General features: G+C 34.5%; 21 protein-coding genes. All 21 read left to right on the plus strand.

Annotated features, from left to right (window positions below; genetic code table 11):
- Positions 1-202: 202 nt before the first annotated feature.
- The 21 genes from MKY07_RS03075 to MKY07_RS03175 all read left to right on the plus strand — a co-directional run bounded on the left by MKY07_RS03075 (position 203) and on the right by MKY07_RS03175 (position 24,460).
- Positions 203-682, plus strand: coding sequence for an IDEAL domain-containing protein (locus MKY07_RS03075; RefSeq protein ID WP_008404409.1), 480 nt, complete (start codon positions 203-205; stop codon positions 680-682).
- A gap of 386 nt (positions 683-1,068) precedes the next feature.
- Entirely contained in the window at positions 1,069-2,337 is a 1,269-nt protein-coding gene (locus tag MKY07_RS03080) for a nucleotide sugar dehydrogenase (protein ID WP_014824716.1), read from the plus strand.
- 80 nt (positions 2,338-2,417) lie between these two features.
- Complete coding sequence (locus tag MKY07_RS03085) at positions 2,418-3,140, plus strand: WecB/TagA/CpsF family glycosyltransferase (RefSeq protein WP_339263766.1); 723 nt, start codon at positions 2,418-2,420, stop codon at positions 3,138-3,140.
- 693 nt (positions 3,141-3,833) lie between these two features.
- On the plus strand, positions 3,834-6,287 hold the full coding sequence (locus MKY07_RS03090; protein WP_339263768.1) for an S-layer homology domain-containing protein: 2,454 nt from the start codon (positions 3,834-3,836) through the stop codon (positions 6,285-6,287).
- Positions 6,288-6,459: 172 nt separating this feature from the next.
- Positions 6,460-6,954, plus strand: a complete 495-nt coding sequence (locus MKY07_RS03095; protein ID WP_339263769.1) for a hypothetical protein — start codon at positions 6,460-6,462, stop codon at positions 6,952-6,954.
- 18 nt (positions 6,955-6,972) lie between these two features.
- The gene (locus MKY07_RS03100; protein WP_339263770.1) at positions 6,973-8,526 is read left to right on the plus strand and encodes an O-antigen ligase family protein; all 1,554 of its coding nucleotides are present in this window, start codon (positions 6,973-6,975) and stop codon (positions 8,524-8,526) included.
- A complete protein-coding gene (locus MKY07_RS03105; protein ID WP_339263771.1) occupies positions 8,510-9,424 on the plus strand; it encodes a Wzz/FepE/Etk N-terminal domain-containing protein in 915 nt (304 codons plus the stop codon). The genes MKY07_RS03100 and MKY07_RS03105 overlap by 17 nt, the downstream gene beginning before the upstream one ends.
- A 20-nt stretch (positions 9,425-9,444) precedes the next feature.
- On the plus strand, positions 9,445-11,262 hold the full coding sequence (locus MKY07_RS03110) for a nucleoside-diphosphate sugar epimerase/dehydratase (protein WP_339263773.1): 1,818 nt from the start codon (positions 9,445-9,447) through the stop codon (positions 11,260-11,262).
- Positions 11,262-12,704, plus strand: a complete 1,443-nt coding sequence (locus MKY07_RS03115; RefSeq protein ID WP_339263774.1) for a polysaccharide biosynthesis C-terminal domain-containing protein — start codon at positions 11,262-11,264, stop codon at positions 12,702-12,704. The genes MKY07_RS03110 and MKY07_RS03115 overlap by 1 nt, the downstream gene beginning before the upstream one ends.
- 16 nt (positions 12,705-12,720) lie before the next feature.
- Positions 12,721-13,608, plus strand: a complete 888-nt coding sequence (gene rfbA, locus MKY07_RS03120; RefSeq protein WP_339263775.1) for a glucose-1-phosphate thymidylyltransferase RfbA — start codon at positions 12,721-12,723, stop codon at positions 13,606-13,608.
- A gap of 11 nt (positions 13,609-13,619) precedes the next feature.
- Positions 13,620-14,186 carry a dTDP-4-dehydrorhamnose 3,5-epimerase gene (rfbC, locus tag MKY07_RS03125; protein WP_339263777.1) on the plus strand — a complete coding sequence of 189 codons (567 nt, stop codon included), beginning with the start codon at positions 13,620-13,622 and terminating at the stop codon, positions 14,184-14,186.
- Positions 14,183-15,031: a dTDP-4-dehydrorhamnose reductase gene (gene rfbD, locus MKY07_RS03130; protein WP_339263778.1), complete on the plus strand. Its 849-nt coding sequence runs from the start codon at positions 14,183-14,185 to the stop codon at positions 15,029-15,031. The genes rfbC and rfbD overlap by 4 nt, the downstream gene beginning before the upstream one ends.
- Positions 15,024-16,004, plus strand: coding sequence for a dTDP-glucose 4,6-dehydratase (gene rfbB / locus MKY07_RS03135; protein ID WP_339263779.1), 981 nt, complete (start codon positions 15,024-15,026; stop codon positions 16,002-16,004). Before rfbD ends, rfbB begins: the two co-directional genes overlap by 8 nt.
- 4 nt (positions 16,005-16,008) lie before the next feature.
- On the plus strand, positions 16,009-17,211 hold the full coding sequence (locus MKY07_RS03140) for a hypothetical protein (protein ID WP_339263780.1): 1,203 nt from the start codon (positions 16,009-16,011) through the stop codon (positions 17,209-17,211).
- Positions 17,208-18,125, plus strand: coding sequence for a glycosyltransferase family 2 protein (locus tag MKY07_RS03145; protein ID WP_339263781.1), 918 nt, complete (start codon positions 17,208-17,210; stop codon positions 18,123-18,125). The genes MKY07_RS03140 and MKY07_RS03145 overlap by 4 nt, the downstream gene beginning before the upstream one ends.
- Positions 18,126-18,361: 236 nt before the next feature.
- A complete protein-coding gene (locus MKY07_RS03150; RefSeq protein ID WP_339263782.1) occupies positions 18,362-19,480 on the plus strand; it encodes a glycosyltransferase family 4 protein in 1,119 nt (372 codons plus the stop codon).
- A 56-nt stretch (positions 19,481-19,536) separates the two neighbouring features.
- The gene (galE, locus tag MKY07_RS03155) at positions 19,537-20,532 is read left to right on the plus strand and encodes a UDP-glucose 4-epimerase GalE (protein WP_339263783.1); all 996 of its coding nucleotides are present in this window, start codon (positions 19,537-19,539) and stop codon (positions 20,530-20,532) included.
- A gap of 122 nt (positions 20,533-20,654) precedes the next feature.
- Positions 20,655-21,245, plus strand: a complete 591-nt coding sequence (locus tag MKY07_RS03160) for a sugar transferase (protein WP_339263784.1) — start codon at positions 20,655-20,657, stop codon at positions 21,243-21,245.
- 2 nt (positions 21,246-21,247) lie between these two features.
- Positions 21,248-21,892 carry an acetyltransferase gene (locus MKY07_RS03165; RefSeq protein ID WP_339263785.1) on the plus strand — a complete coding sequence of 215 codons (645 nt, stop codon included), beginning with the start codon at positions 21,248-21,250 and terminating at the stop codon, positions 21,890-21,892.
- Between the two features lie 23 nt (positions 21,893-21,915).
- Positions 21,916-23,055, plus strand: a complete 1,140-nt coding sequence (locus MKY07_RS03170) for an aminotransferase class I/II-fold pyridoxal phosphate-dependent enzyme (protein WP_339263786.1) — start codon at positions 21,916-21,918, stop codon at positions 23,053-23,055.
- A 130-nt stretch (positions 23,056-23,185) separates the two neighbouring features.
- A complete protein-coding gene (locus MKY07_RS03175; RefSeq protein WP_339263787.1) occupies positions 23,186-24,460 on the plus strand; it encodes a glucose-6-phosphate isomerase in 1,275 nt (424 codons plus the stop codon).

Consider the following 24,460-nt stretch of genomic DNA (forward strand, 5'->3'; position numbering starts at 1 on the left):
TGTGAAGAGACATTGAATAAATTTTTTAAGCGAATAGCCCTTTTTTGAAGGTTTGAAATGTAGAAAGTATGGGGAAACTATAAGCAACAGAGAAAATGATTGAGTTTCAAGCACACTTAAATGAATGCATCCATATGATAAATGAAATTAGGTCTTATGACTCGGATAAATCCCAACGAAAATAAGTGAAGGAGGAATTCCCATGATTCAAGTTCAATTTATGAAGCCATTCTATACAAAAATGACGGGCACGAAATTACGCTTAGTCTTTGCTTATCAATACTTTTCCATTACAAAAGACGAGGAAGTTTTTCATTTCATTCCGATTGAAGGGAAAGAAATGATTATTGATTTAAACTCAATGCAAGTCGAAAATTTATCGGAAGTGTTTGTATTCCAGCGCGGCAATCGTTTCGTACGTCTCCCGCTGTATCAACTTTTACTCGTATCTAACGTACACGAATATTTAATGCCGATTATTGAAAATGTCTCAAATAATGTAACACCGTTAAAAAATGAAACGTCACCTGAATTTGACGAAGAAGTTGAAGGGATTGTGCGGGTATTGGAAGAAAGTAACTTATCCCGTTTAATCGATGAAGCACTCGAATCTCGTGACGAAGTATTATTCCACAATTTAATTGCGGAAAAGGAACGATTAACTGGAGGCTATGCATCGTGATTGCCCAAATAAACTAAACCCTGTTAGCTAATATTAGCTAATGGGGTTTTTGTATGTATATTACCGATGGTTCTTTTCAATTAGTATAACTATCCCTTTCAAAGGCAAAATAATAGGAAAGCGTTCATTAAACAGCTTGAATAATAAAAACTATTTCACACAGCGAGCAGAAAGTTGTATACTGTAATGCAGGACTAATTTTCAAGCATTTACAGGCAACCATTTGAACAATCATTTCGTCCTATAAATGAACGGAATATTTTGAAACTGTATTAAATGAAGTTATTCAATTTATTGGTAACGAATGCAGGCAAAATGCGTGAAACAAATTATACAACAATCAAACAATGAGATATAGCTTTTTTGAAAGTGAAGGAGAAACGATCATGACAAAATCAATCTGTGTCGTTGGCTTAGGATACATCGGTTTACCAACGGCGGTAATGTTCGCAAATCACGGCGTAAAGGTACATGGTGTTGATGTGAACCCGGCAGCTGTTAAAAGTATTCAGGATAAACAACTACATATTGAAGAGAACGGCTTACAGGAGCGCCTGAACAAAGCGGTGGATGAAGGCTTTTTAACGGCATCAACTACACCAGTCGCTTCAGATGTGTATATTGTCGCGGTACCATCACCGATTAATCCGGACAATACAGCGAATTTAGAATATGTTCGTCAAGCAACAGCTTCAATCGTACCTTTCGTGAAAAAAGGCGATTTAGTTATTTTAGAATCAACAGTACCACCAAAAACAGTGGAAAATGTGATGCTGCCTGAGTTAGTGAAATCTGGTCTGGAAATCGGGACAGAACTATTTGTAGCCCATTCTCCAGAGCGCGTTATTCCGGGCCGTATTTTTGAGGAGCTTGTAAACAATGACCGTATTGTTGGCGGGATTTCACAAAAATCAGCAGAGCTTACGAAAGAACTGTACGAAACATTTGTTAAAGGCACGATTCATTTAACAGACGCTACGACTGCAGAATTAGTAAAAGTAATGGAAAACACGTACCGTGATGTGAACATTGCATTTGCGAATGAATTAGCAAAAATGGCGGAGAAATTAGATGTGAACATTTGGGAAGCAATTAAATTTGCGAACTATCACCCACGTGTAAACGTCCATTTCCCGGGACCAGGTGTAGGCGGACACTGTATCGCAGTAGATCCTTGGTTCTTAGTTGAGCTAGGCGGGGAACAAGCCCAAATCATTCATTTATCACGTAACACGAATGACTCGATGCCAAGCTTCACAGCACAAAAAACACAGGCGATTTTAAATAAAAACGGTATTGCAGGCGCAACAGTTGCTGCATTAGGTTTAGCATTTAAAGGAAATGTAGATGATATGCGTGAAAGCCCATCGACAATCGTAATTGATGAGTTGGAGAAACTAGGCTTAACTGTTGTTTCACATGACCCGCACATTAAGCAAAACAAACATAAAACACAAACACAAAGCATGCAGGAAGCGTTGGAGCAAGCTGATATTTTAGTGTTCCTGACAGATCACAAAGAGTTTAAAGAGCTAGATCCGTCAACATTGAACGCGAAGAGCAAAATCGTATTCGATACAAAAAACTGCCTAAACCGCGAAGCATGGGAAAAAGCAGGCTTCCAGTTCCACTTACTTGGAGATGCGAAGAACTAATATTGTAAACTCGGCAGTGCGTCTAACACGTACTGCCTACTGTTTTTTATAGATGAATTATAAAGAAGGGAAGACTATATATGAAAGAAACCGTACTCGGCATTCAAGTAAATACTGAAAGCTATGATGAACTGCTTCCAAAAGTATTTGATCAAATCGAAAAGCAGCAAAAATCGTTAATCGTTGCCATTAACCCAGAAAAGATTATTAAAGCAAAAGAAGACCCGGCATTAAAGACACTTCTTAATAACGCGGAGTTTCAAATTCCGGATGGCATCGGGGTTATTTTAGCTTCAAAAATTCAAAAAGGCCAAATTACATCACGTGTAACAGGTGTCGATATGATGCTCCGTCTATGTGAAGAAGCAGCGCAACGTAAAAAGCCTATTTTCCTTTATGGCGGAAAACCGGGAATTGCAGATCAGGCGGCGAAGAAATTACAAGAGCTCTATCCATCTATTAAAATTGCCGGTACACAGGACGGCTATGAAAAGGATAATCAAAAAGTTATTGATAAAATTAATGAAGCGAAGCCAGATTTACTTTTTGTAGCAATGGGTTCTCCAAAACAGGAAAACTGGATTAATGCAAATCGGGATCAGCTTCATCCAACAATCTATCAAGGTGTTGGTGGGTCGTTTGACGTATTGGCAGGCAATGTGAAAAGAGCACCAGAGGCTTTCCAAAAAGTGGGGATGGAATGGTTTTACCGTTTAATGAAGGAACCACACCGGATTAAACGCCAAATTGCTTTGCCTTTATTTTTATTGGAAGTAGCACGCGGATCGAAGAACAACAAGTAATCGAAAAAAAATAGTGTAATCTTTGTAATATTTGATTGTTTATTTGTAATGTTAATGATACACTAAATTCAGTAGTGAGATTTCCTCTACGATATATATTAAATTTTAACTTTTCCCTGCAAGGAAAAACTCGGTTGGTAGCCCGAGAAAAAGGCTTTAGCATTTAGATGCTAAAGCCTTTTTCTTTTTGTCTTTTTGTCGAATTTTAGCGAACTGGTTCTATTAATTCGTACCATTCATACACTAACCAGGTAGGAAAAAATATGGTCATATAAATAATAACTATATTACAAAAGTAATATACTAGTAATAATTGTAATGTATAAATTCCAGTTAAATCCTTGGTATAACTGCATTATATATCCAATTCGTCCTTTTATTTTTGAAATATAAGCCAATAATTACCACCAATTATAACTATATTCAAATAATATATGGAATTTATTGGTGAAGAAAATGTTGTCTTTATGAGTATATGTATGTCATAATTAAAGAAATTTGAAGTTATCTGAATATATTTACGGATTCATATCTTGTAGTCTAATAAAATAGTATATTTTTGGTTTTATTGGCAAAAAAAGATTGACATAGTAAATGTATACTACTAGAATTTATGTGTAGTTAGTTTTTCTGCACATATTTTGTGTGGGTAACTAAAATTATTATTTTCACTTATGAGGAGGAAATTTTTCAATGGCTAACCAACCAAAGAAATACAAAAAATTCGTAGCAACAGCTGCGACAGCTACATTAGTAGCATCTGCAATCGTACCAGTTGCATCTGCTGCATCACTATCTGACATCTCAGGTAACACACACGAAGAGGCGATCAACGCATTAGTTGATGCTGGCGTAATTAACGGTTACCCAGATGGCACTTTCAAGCCTAACAAAGAATTAACTCGTTCTGATGTAGTTAAATTATTAGGTAAATACTTAGAAGCAGAAGGTTATGCACCAGCTTCTACTTGGAAAACTAGCCCAGCATTCGCTGATCTAAAAACAACTTCTAACGAAGAGTTATTAAAATATGCTTCAGTAGTTAAAGAAGCTGGCGTTTTCGTTGGTTCTCACGGTAACTTATTACCTGGTGATTTAATCACTCGTGAAAACATGGCATTAACTTTAGTACGTATGGTTAACACTTTAAAAGACCTTAGCTTAGAAGAATTCGTAGCTGGTCAAGATTTCACTGGTGATGTTAAGGATACTAACCAAGCAAAAGCTGAAGCTCGCTCTGCAATCGCTGTATTAGACTTCTTTGATATTACAAACCCAGCAGTATCCAACTTCAATCCAAAAGGAAACACTACTCGTGGTCAATTTGCTACTTTCTTATACAAAACAGCAAATACTGACTTCGGTAAAGCTCCATCAAATGAAGCTTCTGATGTAGTGCCAACTTCTGTTGATTTAGTAGAAAAATCAACTCAAGGTAAATTCGGTGAAAACGTTACTTTAACAGTTAAAGTAACTGCAGCAGCAGGTGAATCAGTAGCTAATATTCCTGTAACATTTGCTATTAACCCAGGTGCAGATGAATTATTGCAATCTCAAATCAAAGATGAAGTTTTAACAGATGCTGATGGTGTAGCAACTTACACTTACACTCGTTATAATAATAAAAACACTTCATTTACAGATACTGTAGTAGCATACGCTAGCGCTAAAACTGCTGTACGTTCAGCTGGAGCAGTACATTGGGGTCAAGCATTAGCAATTTCAGATGTGACTGAAGGTACGAAATTAGCTAATGATGATGAAAAAGTTTACCAAATTACAGGTAAAAAGAATAGTACTGTATTCGTAACATTTGAAGAAAACTTAAACGTTGCACCTAACAAAGCGGTACGTGGAGTTAGCTTCCGTGGTATTTCTTCTACTGGAGATTCTGCAAATGCAACGTTCGGATATGACTTCACAACTTCTGATGCGAATTCTGGTTGGGCATCAGGTATTATTCGATTGGATGAAAATGGTAAAGCTAACCTTGTGCTTACAGGTAAAAATGCTGCAGTAACGCCAATCATCTATCAAGGTGATGCACGTTATAGTGAAGATGCTTTACAAGCAAAAGGTTCAAAAGTTGAATTTGCTGCTGAGGCTTTATTTGACTTATCTGTAGAAGCTGTAGGCTCACAATTTGCTGCTAATTTTAATGGTGAACCAGAAATTGGTGGCCGCGATTACACAGTTACTTTAAAAACAAAAGATGGTAAAGTATTAGCTAATACAGATGTGAAATTAGCATTCTCGAAAAAATTAGGTACATTAGAGCCTAACAATGTTAAAGTTTATGATGATGAAGCTGAGTTATCTTCAGCTGATGGTGCCGGTATTCATACTTTCACTACGGATAAAGATGGTAAAGTAACATTTACTGTAACTGGTAATACTAACGAATATGCAACACCGATTGTATTCATCGGTAAATCATTAGATGATAATCAAATTCAGAAAGAAGCAGAGGTTGTTTACTTCCAAAACATTAAGTCAAGCAACTATAAATCTGAATTGATTATTAAAAATAATCAAAATAAACCTGCGACAACATTTAGCGCTGGAACACCAGCTACATTCGATTACCAATTATCGGATCAAAATGGTAAACCTCGCTCATATGGTGCAGCAACGCCAGTAGTATTTACTATTAAAGCTGGTACAAAAGCAATCACAGTAAATGGTAATGAATTGAAAGCCTATGAGTCTACTACTGTAACAGCAACAGTTTCAGCAGGTCAAACATCTACTAACACACCTGTAACGATCGTTGGTGATACATCACAAGTTCGAGTAACTGCTACTCCAACTCAAAATGGATTATCTGGCTTAGCTTCAATTACAAAAACTATTGATTTCCTATCTGGTTCAAGTACTCCAGATTATTCAGTTTCAACAGCTCGTTCTGCAACGGCAGACGTTGTAACATTTACATTCACTGAAAATGTAACAGCTTCAAGCATTTCTGTAGTTCCTGCATCTGGCGGTACTAATGCATTAGTTTCAACTGATCCAACGAATGCTAAAGTATTATACGTACGTTTTGTTCCAGGCTTAGTTGATAACAGCCAATTTACTGTTCAATACAAAACAACTGTAAATACATTTGAATATAATGGTAATGGTACTTTCACTATCGTTCGATAATGTATTTTAAAATTGAAGCATACTCTCATTGGAGAGTATGCTTTTTTTGTTAAAAATAGTTATTAAAAACAATTTAAGTTTAATTTTCTAAGGAAATGTAAGGAAATTAACATTAATTTGTTGTATACTGAGAGGTGTTAATTTCAAAAAAATCGACAAAGGATTGTGAACGATGCAGATGACTGAATCAAATAGAAAATATATCTTAATTGGTATAGTGATTTTTATAATTATCGGTATTATTACTTCAAAAATCTTAGCGTCTAAACAAGATGCAGAATTCAATCACGATGATATGTTATCTCAACAAGCAAGCCAACTCTACAATGAAGGGAATTTTGAAGCAGCTGGTAAAGTAATCAATGAATTATTATTACGTCAACCAAATTCAGAGGTTGTGAATTATTTAGGCGGTGTAATAACAGCGAATTTAGAAGAGTATGAGCAATCCGCAATTTTACTTCAAAAAACTTTAGATTTAAATCCTCATAAAGTTGAAGATCCTATTTTTATGATTCAGTTTGGAGAAGCTTTGTTTAATGCTGAGAGGTATAATCATGCGTTAGTTGTACTAGAAAAATGCAGAGAAGCAGGTTGGACACCAGAATTGTATCCAGCCTATCAAGATCGGGTTACGGAATTGTTAACTCTAATTGATAATTTATAATAAGGAAGGTAACATACAATGACTTCATTTTATGAAGAACTTCATAAATCCAAAAAGTATAGTGACGAAAAAGAAAATGCACAGTCGCGTGTAAATATAGATAAATGGATTTTTCGATTGTTTTTATTTTTAATAGGTTTTATGCCATTAGTTGTTATGGGAAATACTGAAGAGATAATTAGTCCGTTAATATCTAATATAGATATACTTTCATCAGGTACTAAGGGAGATTTGTTTACGTATTATAAAGCTTTGATAGTTTTAATAATTACTACTATTACTGGTATATTAATTTTAGTCAAAGTTTTGTTAATGGATGGAATAATTCGTAAAACGTATTTGAATTATGTCCTAGGTATTTTTGTATTTGTAATAGTAGTTTCTACTATTATGTCACCAAATATTTCAATTGCCTTAAATGGTCAATATAATAGATCTGATGGTGCAATCAGTTGGCTATGCTATGTAGCATTAATGTTTATTGCGATGAATATTGACTACCCAAAAAATGTTGTGAAATACATAATGTATGCGATGATGCCGTTTGTATTTATAAATTTGTACATCATTACAAGAAATTTTAATGGAAAAGATTTATTACAGAATAGTTGGATTCAAAATATAGTTTCTATTATGTTACCGGAAGGTGCAAATATCTCGGAAGGTTCTCAATTACTAGGTACTCTTAACCAATGGAACTATATGAGTGGTATGTTTGCAATGATGACGGTGATGTATTTAGCGTGGGCGATTACAGCAAAAAAATGGTATGAAAATATGGCAGGTGCAATTATGGCGAGTGCCTCAATAGCTGTTATGTTTATGTCGATTTCTACCAGTGGTTTTTTGACGGTGGCATTATTATTAATTGTAATTTTGATTGCCATTTTATTTACAGAAAAAAAAGGTCAAGCAATTGCGGCTTTAGCGATGTTTTTAGTAATATCAGCTCCAGTGTTTCATGTGTTGGCTGAAAAAGATATCCGTGTGTGGAATGAATCATTTGGTTTTTTTACAGATAAGAATCCATATTTAGATAAATTCACAGCGTTCAATAAATCAAGTAATGTCGCATATGCAAGTGAAAATGCTTTTGATTTACCAGTATTACCTGAAAGAGCAACAGCAGCTGGTTCGGGTCGTGTGTATATTTGGGAGAAAACGCTCGATTTAGTGAAGAAGCGACCTCTATTAGGATATGGTAGCGATTCTTTGGTATATAACTTTCCACATTATAGTATTGATTCACGGGCAGGGATGTGGGACGAAAATATTATTACGGATAAACCGCATAATGAGTTTATAGGGATACTATATGGTTTTGGTATTATTGGTTTAGTTGCACTTATTGTTTTATTTGTAACAGTGGGGCTAAAAACGTTTGAATCTTTATTTAGAAAAAGATGGACAAATTTCATAATAGCAATTACAGCTTTAGCCTATTTCTCACAATCTGTGTTTAATGATTCTTTACCAGCTACTTCAGCATATGCTTTTATTTTTATTGGGATATTGATAGCACTAGCACATACAGATAATAAGGAGAATACAGCAAATGGAAGAAACAATTGAATTACGAGAAATAATTAATATATTATTAAAGGGTAAATGGATTATTGCGATTTGTATAATAATTGCCTTGCTCTTTACTGGGATTCTTAGTTGGTTTGTAATAGAAGAACAATATGAATCAAAGGCCGTTGTCCAGATTTCAAGTGGTGTGCAAGATGCAGGAATTATGTCGAATTATGTGGCAACTGAATTTACTCCAACAATTTACATGCAACGAATGCAAAATGTAGAGCAAAATAAAAAATATTTCAAAGCAAACGGTATAGAGGATTTTTCAAAAGAAAATTTATCAGTATCAAACCAGTCGGATACGGATTTAGTAGAAATGAAATATATAGCAAACACCCCTGAAGATGCACAGAAGTATCTTGAACTAGTAATGGATAAAACAAAAAGTGAAGTAAGCTCGTCAATGAAAGAAACGTTAAATCAATTAGAGCAAACTTATTTAAAAGAATCGGACAGTTTATCTACTGAAATCGAACAATTAATGTCAAGCTACAATACAGTAATAACGAAAAATAAATTACCAGAAGTACTAATTTTACAAACAATTTCTTCTTCTCAATTTGTATTAAATTTATCAACTGAACAATCAAATGCATTATCCAATGTCACTGGAGCTATACAAAATGAATTATTACAATTAAAAGCACAAATTGATATAAAATCAGAAGAGTATCATTCTGTATTAGCCAAATATCAATCTGTGAAAACAGGGTTAAATAGTTTTAAAGCAGATCCATTTATTCGAGTGATTATTGATCCAACTTTAGCTGAGGACCCAACATCTCCAAATAAACTGTTAAACTTAGCAATTGGATTAGTACTAGGGTTAATGATTGGTATGGGCTTAGTGTTTTTCCGTTCTTACTGGAAAGTAACCACTACAAAGTAAAACGAAAGAGGTAACAAAAAATGAGTTATAAAATAAGATATATTATATTTTTCATAGTGGACTCATGCATTGTTCTCTCTGCGATTTTTATGAGTTATTGGCTGCTACACCCTACATTAAATGTTTATTCTAATAAAGTAATTGTACTGAGTGCAATTACTTTATTAATAAGTCATCATATAGCAGCTTATTTTTATAAGCTATATACGAGAGTATGGAGCGTAGCCTCAGTTCGTGAATTATTAACAATTGCTTATGCGGTTACGATATCTGTAGGGGCAGCAAGTATATTACAGCAAGCTATAAATAATGATATTTATTTCCGCGTAATGGCTGTAACATGGATGCTTCATATCATTATGATTGGTGGGTCGAGATTTTTACTTAGGTTACTAAATGACAAGGAGTCTTTCAAAAATCCTCATAATATTAAACGAGTATTAATTGTTGGAGCAGGACAAGGTGGCTCGATGCTGGCAAAAAATCTTCAAAATACAAGTGAAAAAGATATTCAAGCAGTTGGCTTTGTCGATGATGATGTCAATAAAAAGTATTTAAATATAATGGGACTGCCTGTGTGGGGAACAATAGCCGACATTGTGAAAATAGTAGAAAACAAACAAATTGATGAAATTATTATTGCTATCCCATCACTGTCAAAAGCAGGAATAAAAACGATTTATGATAAATGTGCTACAGCAAATGTAAAAATTAAAATTATGCCGAAAATCGAAGATGTCATGACTGGTAAAGTTTCTGTTAATGAACTGAGAGATGTAGATATTAATGATTTACTTGGTCGTGAAGAAGTGAAATTGAATATGATAGCAATTTCGGAAAAGTTAACTGACAAAGTTATTTTAGTAACGGGTGCAGGTGGCTCGATTGGGTCTGAAATTTGTCGGCAGGTGATGAAGTTTCAACCAAAAAAACTACTTCTGTTAGGACATGGTGAGAATTCTATTTACAACATTAGTATGGAACTTCAAGAAAAAATGGAAAATGATTCAGTTATCATTCCCATTATTGCAGATATTCAAGATCGGGAACGTATTTTTGAATTAGTTAAACAGTATAAGCCGGATGTTATTTATCATGCGGCGGCCCACAAACATGTTCCACTGATGGAATATAATCCACGTGAAGCGGTAAAAAATAATATTTTTGGTACGAAAAATGTAGCAGAAGCAGCTCACAAATTTGGGGTGAAACGTTTTGTTATGATATCTACAGATAAAGCCGTAAATCCTCCGAATGTAATGGGAGCCACAAAACGTATTGCGGAAATGATTGTTCAAGATTTATCTTCACGTAGTGCAACGAACTTTGCAGCTGTAAGATTTGGTAATGTACTCGGCTCGCGTGGCTCAGTGGTACCACGTTTCAAGGCCCAAATTGCAGCAGGTGGCCCAGTTACGGTGACACATCCAGAAATGACTCGTTACTTCATGACAATCCCGGAAGCAAGCCGACTAGTTTTGCAAGCCGGTGCATTAGCCGAAGGTGGCGAAGTTTTTGTTTTAGATATGGGTGAGCCAGTAAAAATTGTGGATTTAGCGAAGAATGTTATTCGACTTTCCGGTTTTACGGAAGATGAGATTCAGATTGAGTTTTCGGGTATCCGTCCTGGTGAAAAAATGTATGAAGAACTTTTAAACCCTGAAGAAATTCAGAAGGAGAATATTTACCCTAAAATTCATGTTGGGAAGGCGATTACGTTGCCCCAGTCTGAGTTGTATGATTTTTTAAGACAAATTCAAAATGAGTCTGTTGAGCAAATGAGACAATTATTAATTGATAAGGCAAATAATAAATTTAAAATTAGTGGTGTGAAATAATGAACTCTAATCTTTTCGTTAAACAAATGTTTCATTATTTCCCTGCACAAATTGCACCTGCTGTTATAAATTTAATTATAATAATGGTTTTAACCAGGAGCTTCACAATTGAAGTTTATGGAGAATATATATTAATCACAACTTTAATTGGCTTCTTTGTAACCGTGTTTACACAATGGTTAATACAATCTATTTTATTCTATAGACCAAAGTATAATGAGGACAATCGGAAAAAAGAATTCAATTTGCATATAGAATCTATTATAAATAAATTTATTATTGCTAGTATAATTTTATTGTTGCTGTTAATAATTTATAACACTTTGTTTATGGATGTAACTTTGTATATTTTAGGTGTATTAATAATATTGGTTCAATCCATCTTTACAATTGAGCAAGTTATTTTACAATCGGATTTACAATCAAAAAGATATGCTATGCGTATTTTTTCTTCTAGTATACTACGTGTAGTAGGTATTGTAGTATTAACTCTTACTACTATTAATTTAATAAGTGTCCTTATTGTAATTGTTTTTAGTTATTTACTATTTATACTACCGAAACTTAAAAACTATATGCAGGTAAAAAAAAGTAAGAATATTTCAACGGAACAATTTTTAAAAATAATGTTGAAATATGGATTACCGATGCTAGGATGGTTTTTGGCAGTATCAATCATGAATGTTGCGGATCGATTTTTAATAGAGTATTTTCATGGTAGTAAAGCGGTAGGGCTATATGCAGGAAATTATTCTATTATTTCAGCAGCTTTTGGTTTAGTATTCGGGCCGTTAACAATTGTTATACATCCATTATTGATGAAGGTTGCGGTAAATCTAACGGAACATAAGCAAAAAATAGAGCAATTGATTAGTAAATTTACAACGATTTTTTTTATTGTAGGACTACCAATTATTATATTTGTTGATAAGTTTCGTCAAGAAATTGCATACTTATTTTTAGGTGAAGAATATGTAGTCGCAAGTGACTTAATCACAATAGTTATGGTAGGGATATTTTTATGGAACTTGGCGATGGTTGGACACAAGGGAATGGAAATTATAAATAAGACGAAAGTGATGTTTAGTTTTGCTTTAGTTAGCTGTTTGACAAGTTTATTATTAAATGTCTTTTTAATTGAAAAGTACTCTTATCTTGGTGCAGCTTATGGGAATTTGATTGCCTTTGGGTTATATTGCTTACTAGTATACGTTTACTCCATTAAACGTATTAAATGGAAATGGAATATAAAGGAACTTATTTTGGTGGGTTGCTGTAGCGCTTTGATATTCTTAATTTTAGATTTTATTACTATAAATATGGAGGAAAGTTTAACTATAAATATTCTAATAATAGTAGGGACCACAATTTTAGCGGGGCTTTTATATTTGAGCCTTTTATTAGCTTTAATAAAAATAAAACTAATAGATATTAGATTTTAAGGAGCTGTTTATATTTATGAAAGGTATTATCCTAGCAGGCGGTAGTGGAACGCGCCTATATCCCTTAACAAAAGTAGTATCAAAACAACTATTACCAGTTTACGATAAGCCGATGATTTATTATCCGCTGTCAGTATTAATGTTAGCTGGAATTAAAGAGATTTTAATTATTTCAACACCAGAGGATTTACCACGTTATGAGCAGTTACTAGGAGATGGGTCAAATTTAGGCATTAGGTTAGAATTTGCTGTACAACCTTCTCCAGATGGTTTAGCACAAGCCTTTATTATCGGTGAACAATTTATTGGCAATGACTCGGTTGCCTTAATTTTAGGCGATAATTTATTTTATGGTCATGGTTTAACTAAGCTGTTACAAAATGCTGTTTCGCTAGAAGAAGGGGCAACTATATTTGGGTATTATGTCAATGATCCAGAACGTTTTGGTGTAGTAGAGTTCGATGAAAATGGTGTTGCGAATTCAATTGAAGAAAAGCCAGCACAGCCAAAATCTAACTATGCTGTAACAGGCTTATACTTTTATGATAACCGTGTCGTTAAAATCGCCAAAAACATTCAGCCTTCTGAGCGAGGCGAACTTGAAATTACAGATGTAAATAAAGTCTACTTGGAGCAAGGCAAGTTACATGTAGAAATTTTAGGTCGTGGTTTTTCTTGGTTTGACTCAGGTACACATGAATCATTATTAGAGGCATCACAATTTATAGAAACAGTAGAAAAACGACAAAGCCTAAAAATTGCATGCTTAGAGGAAATTGCTTATGTAAAGGGTTATATTACAAAAGAGCAATTATTAGAATTAGCAGAGCCATTGAAGAAAAATCAGTATGGTCAATATCTAATGAGACTGGCAAATGGCAACCAGCCAATTTACAAATTATAGGAGCGAATGTAATGAAAAAAGTCGAAACAACGTTACAGGATGCTTACATTATCGAAGCAACTGTTTTTGGAGACCATCGGGGCTTCTTTATGGAGTCATACAATAAAGAGTCATTTATAAAAATTGGAATAGATATCGAATTTGTACAGGATAATCACTCATTATCTGAAACAAAGGGCACATTACGCGGCTTGCATTATCAGTTAGAGCCAAAAGCCCAAACAAAGCTAGTGCGTTGTACAAGAGGGGCGATTTTAGATGTAATTGTCGATGTTCGAAAAGGCTCGCCTACTTATGGCAAATGGGAAGCGTTTAAATTGACTGCTGAAAATAAAAAACAGTTACTGGTGCCAAAAGGCTTTTTACATGGTTTTTATACGCTGTTAGAAAATTGCGAAGTACAATATAAAGTCGACGAATATTACGCAGCTGACTGCGACCGTAGTGTAAAATGGAACGATGAAACATTAGCTATTGATTGGCAAATTTCGACGCCACCCTTACTATCTACAAAGGACGAAAAGGCTGTTTCATTTGCTGAAATGGATAACCATTTCGTATACGGTGAGGCAAAATGAAAATCTTTGTAACTGGCATTAGTGGGCAGTTAGGCTACGACGTTTTAGAAGAAAGTAAAAAAAGAGGTATCGATATCGTCGGTACCTCTTCTATGCAACTAGATATTACAGATGAGCAAGCAGTTAAGAATTATATAATGTCGTTAAAGCCAGACGTAATTATTCATTGTGCAGCATATACAGCTGTGGATAAAGCAGAGGAAGACCGTGATGCTTGCTACAATGTTAATGTCAATGGAACGAAATATTTAGCTGAAGCAGCAGCTAAGCATCATGCAAAGTTCGTTTATATTAGTACAGATTATGTATTTAATGGACAAGGTAATCAGCCTTTCAAGGAAACAGATAAAACTAATCCGATTGGTTATTACGGTGAAACGAAATTACAAGGTGAACAAGTAGTACAGCTACTGCTTGAAAAGTATTTTATTTTGCGTATTTCATGGGTTTTTGGGAAGAATGGGCATAATTTCGTGAAGACAATGCTACGTTTAGCAGAAAGCTATGAAACAGTGTCAGTAGTAGGAGATCAGTTTGGCTCACCGACATATACGGTCGACATAGCTAAATTGCTACTTGATATGATACAGACAGAAAAGTATGGTATTTATCACGCTTCAAATGAAGGCTTTTGCAGCTGGGCACAATTTGCAAAAGCTATATATATAGAAGCAGGAAAAGCGACTGATGTTAAATCAATTTCAACAGCAGAGTATCCGACCAAAGCTAAACGACCATCGAATTCAAAAATGGATAAATCAAAATTAGCTATAGCTTTTACAACATTACCAACATGGCAGGATGCATTATCTCGATATTTAAAGGAGCTACAATTACATGACTAAAAAAATTTTAATTACAGGTGGTGCTGGCTTCATCGGCAGTAACTTCGTACACTATATGCTAGAGCAGTATAAAGATTATCAGATTGTTAATTTAGATTTATTAACTTATGCTGGTAATCTAGATAATTTAAAAGAGGTAGAAAATAATGAACGTTATACATTTGTATGTGGTGATATTGGTAACTATGAGCTCGTAAATCACTTAGTGAAAACATATAAAATCAATGTCATAGTAAACTTTGCAGCCGAATCGCACGTAGACCGCAGTATTACAGATCCGGGTGTATTTGTTAAAACGAATGTGTTAGGTACACAAAACTTATTGGATGTAGCGAAAGAGAATAATATCGAAAAATATGTACAAGTATCAACAGACGAAGTATATGGCAGCTTAGGTGAAACAGGTTATTTTACAGAGACAACACCATTAGCACCAAATAGTCCGTATTCAGCTAGTAAGGCTGGTGCAGATATGTTAGTACTTGCTTATGCAGAAACATTCGGTATGAATGTCAATATTACACGTTGTTCAAATAACTACGGGCCATATCATTTTCCGGAAAAATTGATTCCATTAATGGTAACGAATGCACTTGAAGGCAAAAAGCTACCGATTTATGGGGATGGGAAAAATGTGCGTGATTGGTTACATGTAAAAGATCACTGTGCTGCGATTGACTTAGTAATTCATAAAGGAGAATTGGGTGAAGTGTACAATGTAGGTGGTCATAATGAACGTACAAATAATGAAATCGTCCATTTGATTGTTAATTATTTAAATGTTTCGAAAGATCTAATTGAATATGTAGATGATCGTTTGGGGCATGACCGGCGATATGCAATTGATCCAACAAAGATAGAAACACAGTTAGATTGGAAACCACAGTATACGTTTGATACAGGGATTGTTGAGACGATTGAGTGGTATTTGACGAATCGTGAATGGTGGGGGAAGTTGAAGAACAGGATGTGAAAATATGATTTCTGAGTCATTAAAATTAAATACATATAGTAAAGTATGGGGTTTTTTGATATTAATTTTTCTTCTAGATATAGGTGGAGGGATAGGTATCAAAAATATATCTTTTCTCCTTGTTTTAATTTTAACAGTGTATTTAGCGTTATTTTACAAAAAATCACTTCCTAAAAATTTACTTTTGGAATTTGTTATTTTTATTGTGTGTCCATTACTATTAATAGCTTATTCTATTATAATCTTTAATGAACAAATAGGCTCAGTAATAAGTCAAGTTTCAGCATTTACTATTTTGGGATTGTTGCCTTCAATATTATTTTTAGGAAATAAAGCAAGTCTCTTGAAAGTATTATACAGTATAGGGCGTGTGTTGTTTCTTACTGTGATTGCAACATTTATTTTACTTTATGTGGCCTTTTTAGTTGGAGGACATCCTTTAATTTCGCAAATAAATGGAATAGCTGAATCATTGAATTTAGGGTATATTGGAGCAAATCCTCTAGGAAGTACATTGGGATTTTTTATTCCAAATGTATATTTTATTTGGTCTATGTTATTAATTCCATTTTGTTTAATTACTTATAAAAATAGAACATTTGACTTTTATTTAGGAATGATTGCAAGTTGTTTAACTCTTTCTACGGGAATAATTTTATTTTTAATTATAGGCATTTTAATAGTAAATATTTTTTATAAGATTAAATTCAATTTATGGAACTTAACATTAATTTTATTATTTCTGCCATTTTTATATATATTAATAAGTAATAATATATTTAATGTTATAATAGACAAACTTTCGATTACAGATCCCTCAACTAATGTAAAAGTAGGACATGTGCAATCGATATTCGGTGAAATTACCGAAAATGTAATATTTCTGTTTTTTGGTACTGGTATAGGTAGTGAATTTTTTAGTGTTGGTTCTAATTCTTATGTAGTAAATGTCGAAGTAAGTCATTTTAATTTAATTAGACAATTTGGATTGATTTATTTCTTTATATTTACTTTTTATATATTTAAAATATCTTTTGAGTTATTAAATATATCTAAGGATAGTACAGCCAAAAATATTGGCATAGGATTATTAATGCTATATTTATGCGCTGGTACAAACCCTTTATTAATTTCACCTGTATTTTTTTTATGGTTAATAATTGCAAGGTCGTATATTTTTTATGAAAAGATGGGGCGAGTAAATTGAAGACGGTTCAAATATTATTATCTACATATAATGGAGAGAAGTACTTAGAGCAACAAATGGAATCATTAATAAATCAAATAAATATAAATTTTAAAATATTTATTCGAGATGACGGTTCATCGGATAAAACCAAAGAAATATTAAACTCTTATTCTAAGTATAAGAATATCGAAATCGAATTTGGAGAGAATATTGGTGTTATTAAAAGTTTTTTTGAGCTTTTAGAAAAGTCAGATGGAAATGCTGACTATTATGCTTTTTGCGATCAAGATGATTTTTGGGAGAAGGAAAAATTAACAAGAGCAGTAGACATGTTAAATAATCAGGAAGATTCATTATTACCACTTTTATATTGCTCAAAAACAAAGTTAGTAGATGAAAATTTAAATTTTATAAGATATTCTAATTCTTTAAAAAGAAAATTATCTATTGGAAATGCACTTGTTGAGAATATAGCAACCGGATGTACTATTGTTCTCAATAATTCTTTAAGAAAAGAAATTCTTAAAGAAACAGTTAATAAAGAGAATATTATTATGCATGATTGGTGGGTATATTTAGTTGCTTTACTAAAGGGGAAGGTAATATTTGATAACGATAGTTATATTTTGTATCGTCAACATCAGAATAATACCGTGGGAGTGAATTTAAATCCTTTTAAACTATTTATAAAAAGAGGTAAGAGATTTTTAGGTAATAAGAAAAATCATACTTTCCAGATACAGTGTGAGGAATTGAAAAGAATCTATGCTAATGAAATATCAAAAGAAAATTTAACCAAAATAAACGGATTTTTATTCAATAGGTCTAAATTTAATGAACGGCTTAACGTATTGAAAGAGAGAAAATTTTATAGACAAAGCAAAATTGAAACAGTATATATATATATTCTAATACTTATGGGACGTATGTGAAAGATATTTAAATTAAGAAGGCGTAACTATTATTAATTTAAATAACGTTGGAATATTAAAGTGATTGTTGCTCTTCTAAAAGATTCAGTTAAGATAGTTGGGAATTAAGCGAAGGTATGAAATAGCTGATTTTGAAAAGGTGAAAGAGTTATGGGGGAGAAATAATTAAAATTGGACGTATCTCATGCGGATGTTGTACATGATACGTTCTTAACAGAATAAGAAAAAGGTGTCTTATGAAAAAAAAGGTATTATTTGTTGCTTCTGTCTATCGGCACTTGACTGCATTTCATATTCCATACATACAATATTTTCAACGTATTGGCTATGAAGTATATGCAGGTGCTGGTAAAGATATGAAAATGCGAGAAAAGCTTGAGGCAATGAATGTGAAATGTATCGATATTGACTTTAGTAGAAGTCCGTTAAGTAAGGATAATATCACTGCGTATAAACAATTGAAAAAGCTATTTAGTGAAATGACTTTTGAGTTGGTTCATGTACACACGCCTATGGCGGCGTTATTGACAAGAAAGGCGTATCAGGTGGCAAAGCATGGCAAGATTGTGTATACAGCGCATGGATTTCATTTTTTTAAGGGTGCCCCAAAGCAAAATTGGCTTATTTATTATACAGCGGAAAAAATCGCTGCAAAGTGGACAAATCATCTCATTACTATTAATAAAGAAGATTATGTCAATGCTCAAAAAATACTACCGACTGATAAAATTTCGTATGTGCATGGTGTAGGTGTTGAATTTAATAATGTGCGATTAAGTGAAGAAGAAAAGGCAAATTTAAAACAAGAAATTGGATTGACAGAAGAACAAATGATGATTGCATTTGTTGCAGAATTAAACTTAAATAAAAATCACCATTTTTTGCTTCGTAATTGGTCTAAACTGAAAGAGCGTTATCCACAAGCAGCTTTATGCATTATTGGTACAGGTGAATTAGAACAGCATCTGAAAGAATTTGTTGAAATAGAAAAATTAAATGATATCCATTTTTTGGGTCATCGCGGAGATGTGCCTTCTTTACTTCAAATTTCAGACATAGTCACCTTATTATCTCATCGTGAAGGGTTACCAAAAAGTATTATGGAAGCAATGGTGGAAGGATTGCCATGTATTGTAACGAACACGCGAGGTTTACGTGATTTAATCGCTGATGGAAAAAATGGTTATGTGGTAAATCACGGGGATGAAGAAGAACTTGTGAATGCATTTGGAAAATTGGTAGAATCGAAAGAATTAAGAGAAATGATGGGCGAGCAAGCACAAGAGCTGGTGCAGCCTTTTCTATTAGAAAATGTATTAAAGGAATATGTGGAAATTTATGAAAAGTTATTGTAAATGACGGTTTATATAATTATTAATCAGAGTGAGCGAATATAAATGAGGGATGGAAGATGCGAATTTTAGTAACAGGTGGGACAGGCTTTATTGGTTCACATACGTGTGTGGCTTTATTGGAAGCTGGGCATTCGGTCATTATTGTTGATAATTTGAGCAATAGTAAGCGGGAGGTTGTTTCCTATATCGAACAAATAACAGGACAAACAGTTTTGTTTTATGAATTGGATGTGACCGATGCAGTTGCTGTGGAAGCTATTTTTGTAAAACACGATATCGATGGAGTGGTTCATTTTGCGGGCTTAAAGGCTGTTGGAGAGTCAGTAGAGAAACCGTTAATATATTATAAGAACAATTTGCTCAGCACAATGGTTGTGGCAGAAGCTTGTATAAAATATGGTGTGGAGCGTTTTGTATTTAGTTCGTCGGCAACAGTGTACGGGAATAATTTGGTGCCGTTTGAAGAATCGATGCCGCTATTACCGACGACGAATCCTTACGGTGAAACAAAAGCGATGAATGAACGCATTTTAACAGATATAGTTAAAGCTAACCCAAATTTAGCTGTGTCTCTACTTCGTTATTTTAATCCTGTCGGTGCGCATGAGAGCTGTTTGATTGGTGAGGTACCGAATGGCATTCCGAATAATTTGATGCCGTATATGACTAAAGTAGCAAAAGGGGAATTTGCACAGTTACGCGTGTTTGGAGATGATTATCCAACGGTAGACGGGACAGGCGTGCGTGATTATATTCATGTTGTGGACTTAGCTGAGGGACATGTGGCGGCTTTGGAGAAGCTGACTGCGGGTGTCCACGTGTACAATTTAGGTACGGGATGCGGAACGAGCGTGTTAGAGTTAGTTAAGGCATTTGAAGAAGCGAATGCCATTCAAGTGCCATACGAGATTGTCGCTCGTCGTCCGGGGGATATAGCGTCTTGTTATGCGGATTCGACGAAAGCGAAAAAAGAGTTAGGCTGGGTGGCAAAGCGAGATATAGTTGCAATGTGCCGAGATTCTTGGAAGTTTGAGAAAGAATATATTGATTAAAGTGTTCTAAAATAAAATTGAGAGTATAGAATCTATCTTACAGTTGATATACAACTGTTCTATCAAGGGCATTTGTTATTTTGGAAACTGCTTATGAAAATTAAGAATCGAGAATGATGAGAATGAAAAGATTATTTGATTTTACGGTAAGTTTAACTGCATTGTTCGTATTATGTCCGATTATCGGCATAGTGGCGTTGACCGTAAGGTGGAAGCTTGGGTCACCTGCGTTGTTTAAGCAACCTCGTCCAGGTTTGAAAGGTGAGCTGTTTCATGTTTATAAGTTCCGTACCATGACGGACGTGCGTGATGAACAAGGTGAATTGTTACCAGATGCATATCGTTTGACCTCGTTTGGAAAAATGATGCGGAAGTTAAGTTTGGATGAGTTGCCGCAGTTATGGAATGTACTGAAGGGCGAAATGAGCTTTGTAGGGCCACGGCCATTGCTTGTGGAGTATTTGCCACTGTATAATGATAGGCAAGCATGTCGCCATGATGTACGTCCAGGGATTACGGGATGGGCACAGGTGAACGGTCGTAATGCGATTTCGTGGGAGCAGAAGTTCGAATATGATGTGTGGTATGTGGAGAATAGAACAATGTGGTTGGATATGAAAATATTGTTTTTGACAGTGAAGAAAGTATTCGTGTCGGAAGGAATTAGCCAGGAAGGGCAAGCAACTATGGAGAAATTTAAAGGGAGTCAGTGACTATGAAGAAAATTGTAATTTACGGTTCAGGCGGCTTTGCTCGTGAGGTTGTTCATTTGATTGAAGACATTAATAAGGCTTCCAGTGAATGGGAAATTCTTGGTTTTCTAGATGACAATGAGAAAAATCATAGACTTTTAGTTAATGAACTACCTGTGTTAGGAGATGCTGAGTGGTTAGAAGGAAAAGGTGATATTCATGTTGCTTTAGGAATTGGTTCACCAAAAGCGAAAAAGGTGATAGTGACTAAATTAGCTAAGTATGAAAATGTAATATTCCCAAACTTAATTCACCCCACAGCGAATATTTCAAGATTTATTACACTTGGTCAAGGAAATATCATTTGTGAAGGAAATATCTTAACAGTAAATATTGATATTAAAGATTTTACGATTATTAATTTGAATTGTACAATTGGTCATGATGTAACAATTAATAATTATACAACGATTTTACCGAATTCATCTGTTTCAGGAAATGTAGTATTTGAAGAAGGTGTGGATTTTGGTACGAATGCTACCATTATTCAAGGGGTTACAGTAGGTGAATGGACAATTATAGGTGCAGGAGCTGTTGTGGTGAAAGATTTACCAGCAAAATGTACAGCTGTTGGTACGCCAGCAAAACCGATTAAGTTTCATGAATAATTATTGAAGAGAGAAGGTTTTGTATGTCAAAACGAATTTTATTATCTTCCCCACATATGGGTGGAACCGAACAAAAATATATTCAAGAAGCATTCGATACAAACTGGATTGCACCACTGGGGGCAAATGTAGATGGCTTTGAGCATGAGCTTGCTGAGTATGTTGGTATTAAGGCAGCTTCTGCAACAAGTTCAGGTACAGGTGCTATTCATTTGGCATTAGATTTATTAGGTGTTAAAGCGGGAGATACTGTTTTTTGTTCGACACTTACATTTATCGCCAGTGCCAACCCTATTCTTTATTTAGGCGCAAAACCGGTGTTTATAGATTCAGAACCGACGACATGGAATATGTCACCAAAAGCATTGACAAAAGCTTTAGAGGAGGCAGCTACAGAAGGGAAGCTACCGAAAGCAGTTATTGTTGTCAATTTATATGGACAAAGTGCTCGTATGGATGAAATTATGAAGCTTTGTAATCAATACGAGGTTCCGCTCATCGAGGATGCAGCCGAATCACTTGGGTCATCCTATAAAGGAAAGAAAAGCGGCACATTTGGTCAGTTTGGCATTTATTCGTTTAATGGTAATAAAATCATAACAACTTCTGGAGGTGGGATGCTTGTGTCAGACAATGAGGCATTGATTGCTCGCTCTCGTTTCCTTGCAACACAGGCTCGTGATGTGGCGAAGCATTATCAACATAGTGTAGTCGGATATAATTATCGGATGAGTAATATTGTTGCCGGTATAGGTCGTGGACAGTTAGAGGTATTAGATGAGCGTGTTGCACAAAAACGTGCTATTTTCGAGCGCTATGAAGCTGTATTTAATGAAATAGATGGAATCGACATGATGCCAGAGCTAGAGGAGAGTTTTTCAAATCGCTGGTTATCCGTAATGACATTAGACCCTGAAAAAATTAGTATTGCCCCATATGAATTGATGGACCGTCTAGACAAGGCAAATATTGAATCGCGTCCAGTATGGAAACCCTTACATATGCAACCGTTGTTTATTGGCTGCAAGTTTTATCCTCATACAGCGGATGAAATCGTAAGTGAGCGTTTATTCGCTACAGGCATTTGTTTGCCTTCTGATTCGAAAATGTCGATAGAAGAACAGCAGCTGGTAATAAAAGTAATTAAGACTGCTTTAATGTAATACAAATGTTTTAAGATGTTAATAACAGTTATTTTAAACTAACCAACTTGTAAATTCTTACGAGTTGGTTTTCTTTTTTTCCTATGTCATAATAGATATATCTGAATTTACCAGAATTGGAGATTATAAAATGATTAAAGAAGTCGTAAAAACAACATTGTTAAATTGTTCACTTGAGGAAAGTGATATTTTGAAATATAAAAATCAGGTTAAAGATATACATCATGCAATTCCCCAATTTGAATTAACAGGTTGGGTAAATTCACCTGTCCAAGACCATCATGAGTTGCTCAAATCAATCGAGCGTGTTGCATCCGAAATTCGTGCCTGTGCAAATGTCTTAGTTGTAGCTGGTGTAGGGGGGTCGTTTTTAGGCGCTCGTGCAATTCAAGAAGCATTGAAACCGTACTTTGGTTTATCGGAACATGGTATTGAAGTTGTATATGTTGGTCTTAACATGAGCGGTGCTTACATCAAGCAACTTTTATCGTATTTAGACAAAAAGCAAGTTTATGTTAACGTCATTTCAAAATCGGGTGGCACAATGGAGCCAGCTCTTGCTTTTCGAGTAATGCGTCTTTATATGGAAAAACGCTATGGGGATAAAGCAAAAGAACGTATTATTGTTACGACTGATGCAGAAAAAGGTATTTTAAAAGGTATAGCTGATAAAGCTGGATATCGTCAATTTGTTATTCCATCAAATATTGGTGGGCGGTATTCTGTGTTAACACCAGTCGGCTTATTACCAGTTGCGGTTGCAGGCGTGGATATACGTGCTTTAATGGCAGGTGCGAAGCATGCAACTGAGGAGCTTTTAGAACCTGATTTAGCTAATAATGATGCATACAAATATGCAGTGATGCGCCATATGTTATATGAGCAAGGCTATTCAATTGAACTACTTGCTTCATTTGAGCCTGGTCTAAACAAATTTCATGAATGGTGGAAACAATTATTTGGTGAAAGTGAAGGGAAGGAAAAGAAAGGTTTGTATCCCTCAACTGTTAATTTTTCAACGGATTTACATTCAATCGGTCAATTTATTCAAGATGGTAGCCCGATTATGTTTGAAACACTTCTTCATTTTCATGAGATTGAAGGCGACCTGCAAGTACCTTTTGATGAACGTGATGAAGATGGTTTAAATTATTTATCTCATCGTTCTTTTAATGAAATTAATGCAATTTCAAAGCAAGGTACTGCACTAGCTCATGCAGAAGGTGGCGTACCTGTTATCCAATTAGAATTACCGAAACTTGATGAATATCATTTAGGCTATTTAATATATTTCTTTATGAAAGCTTGCGCCATGAGTGCATGCCTACTAGAAGTAAATCCGTTCGATCAACCTGGAGTAGAAGCTTATAAGAGTAAAATGTTAGAGTTATTAAAGGAGAAGTAG

The organism is Solibacillus sp. FSL W7-1472 (assembly GCF_037969775.1).
GTDB lineage: Bacteria > Bacillota > Bacilli > Bacillales_A > Planococcaceae > Solibacillus > Solibacillus silvestris.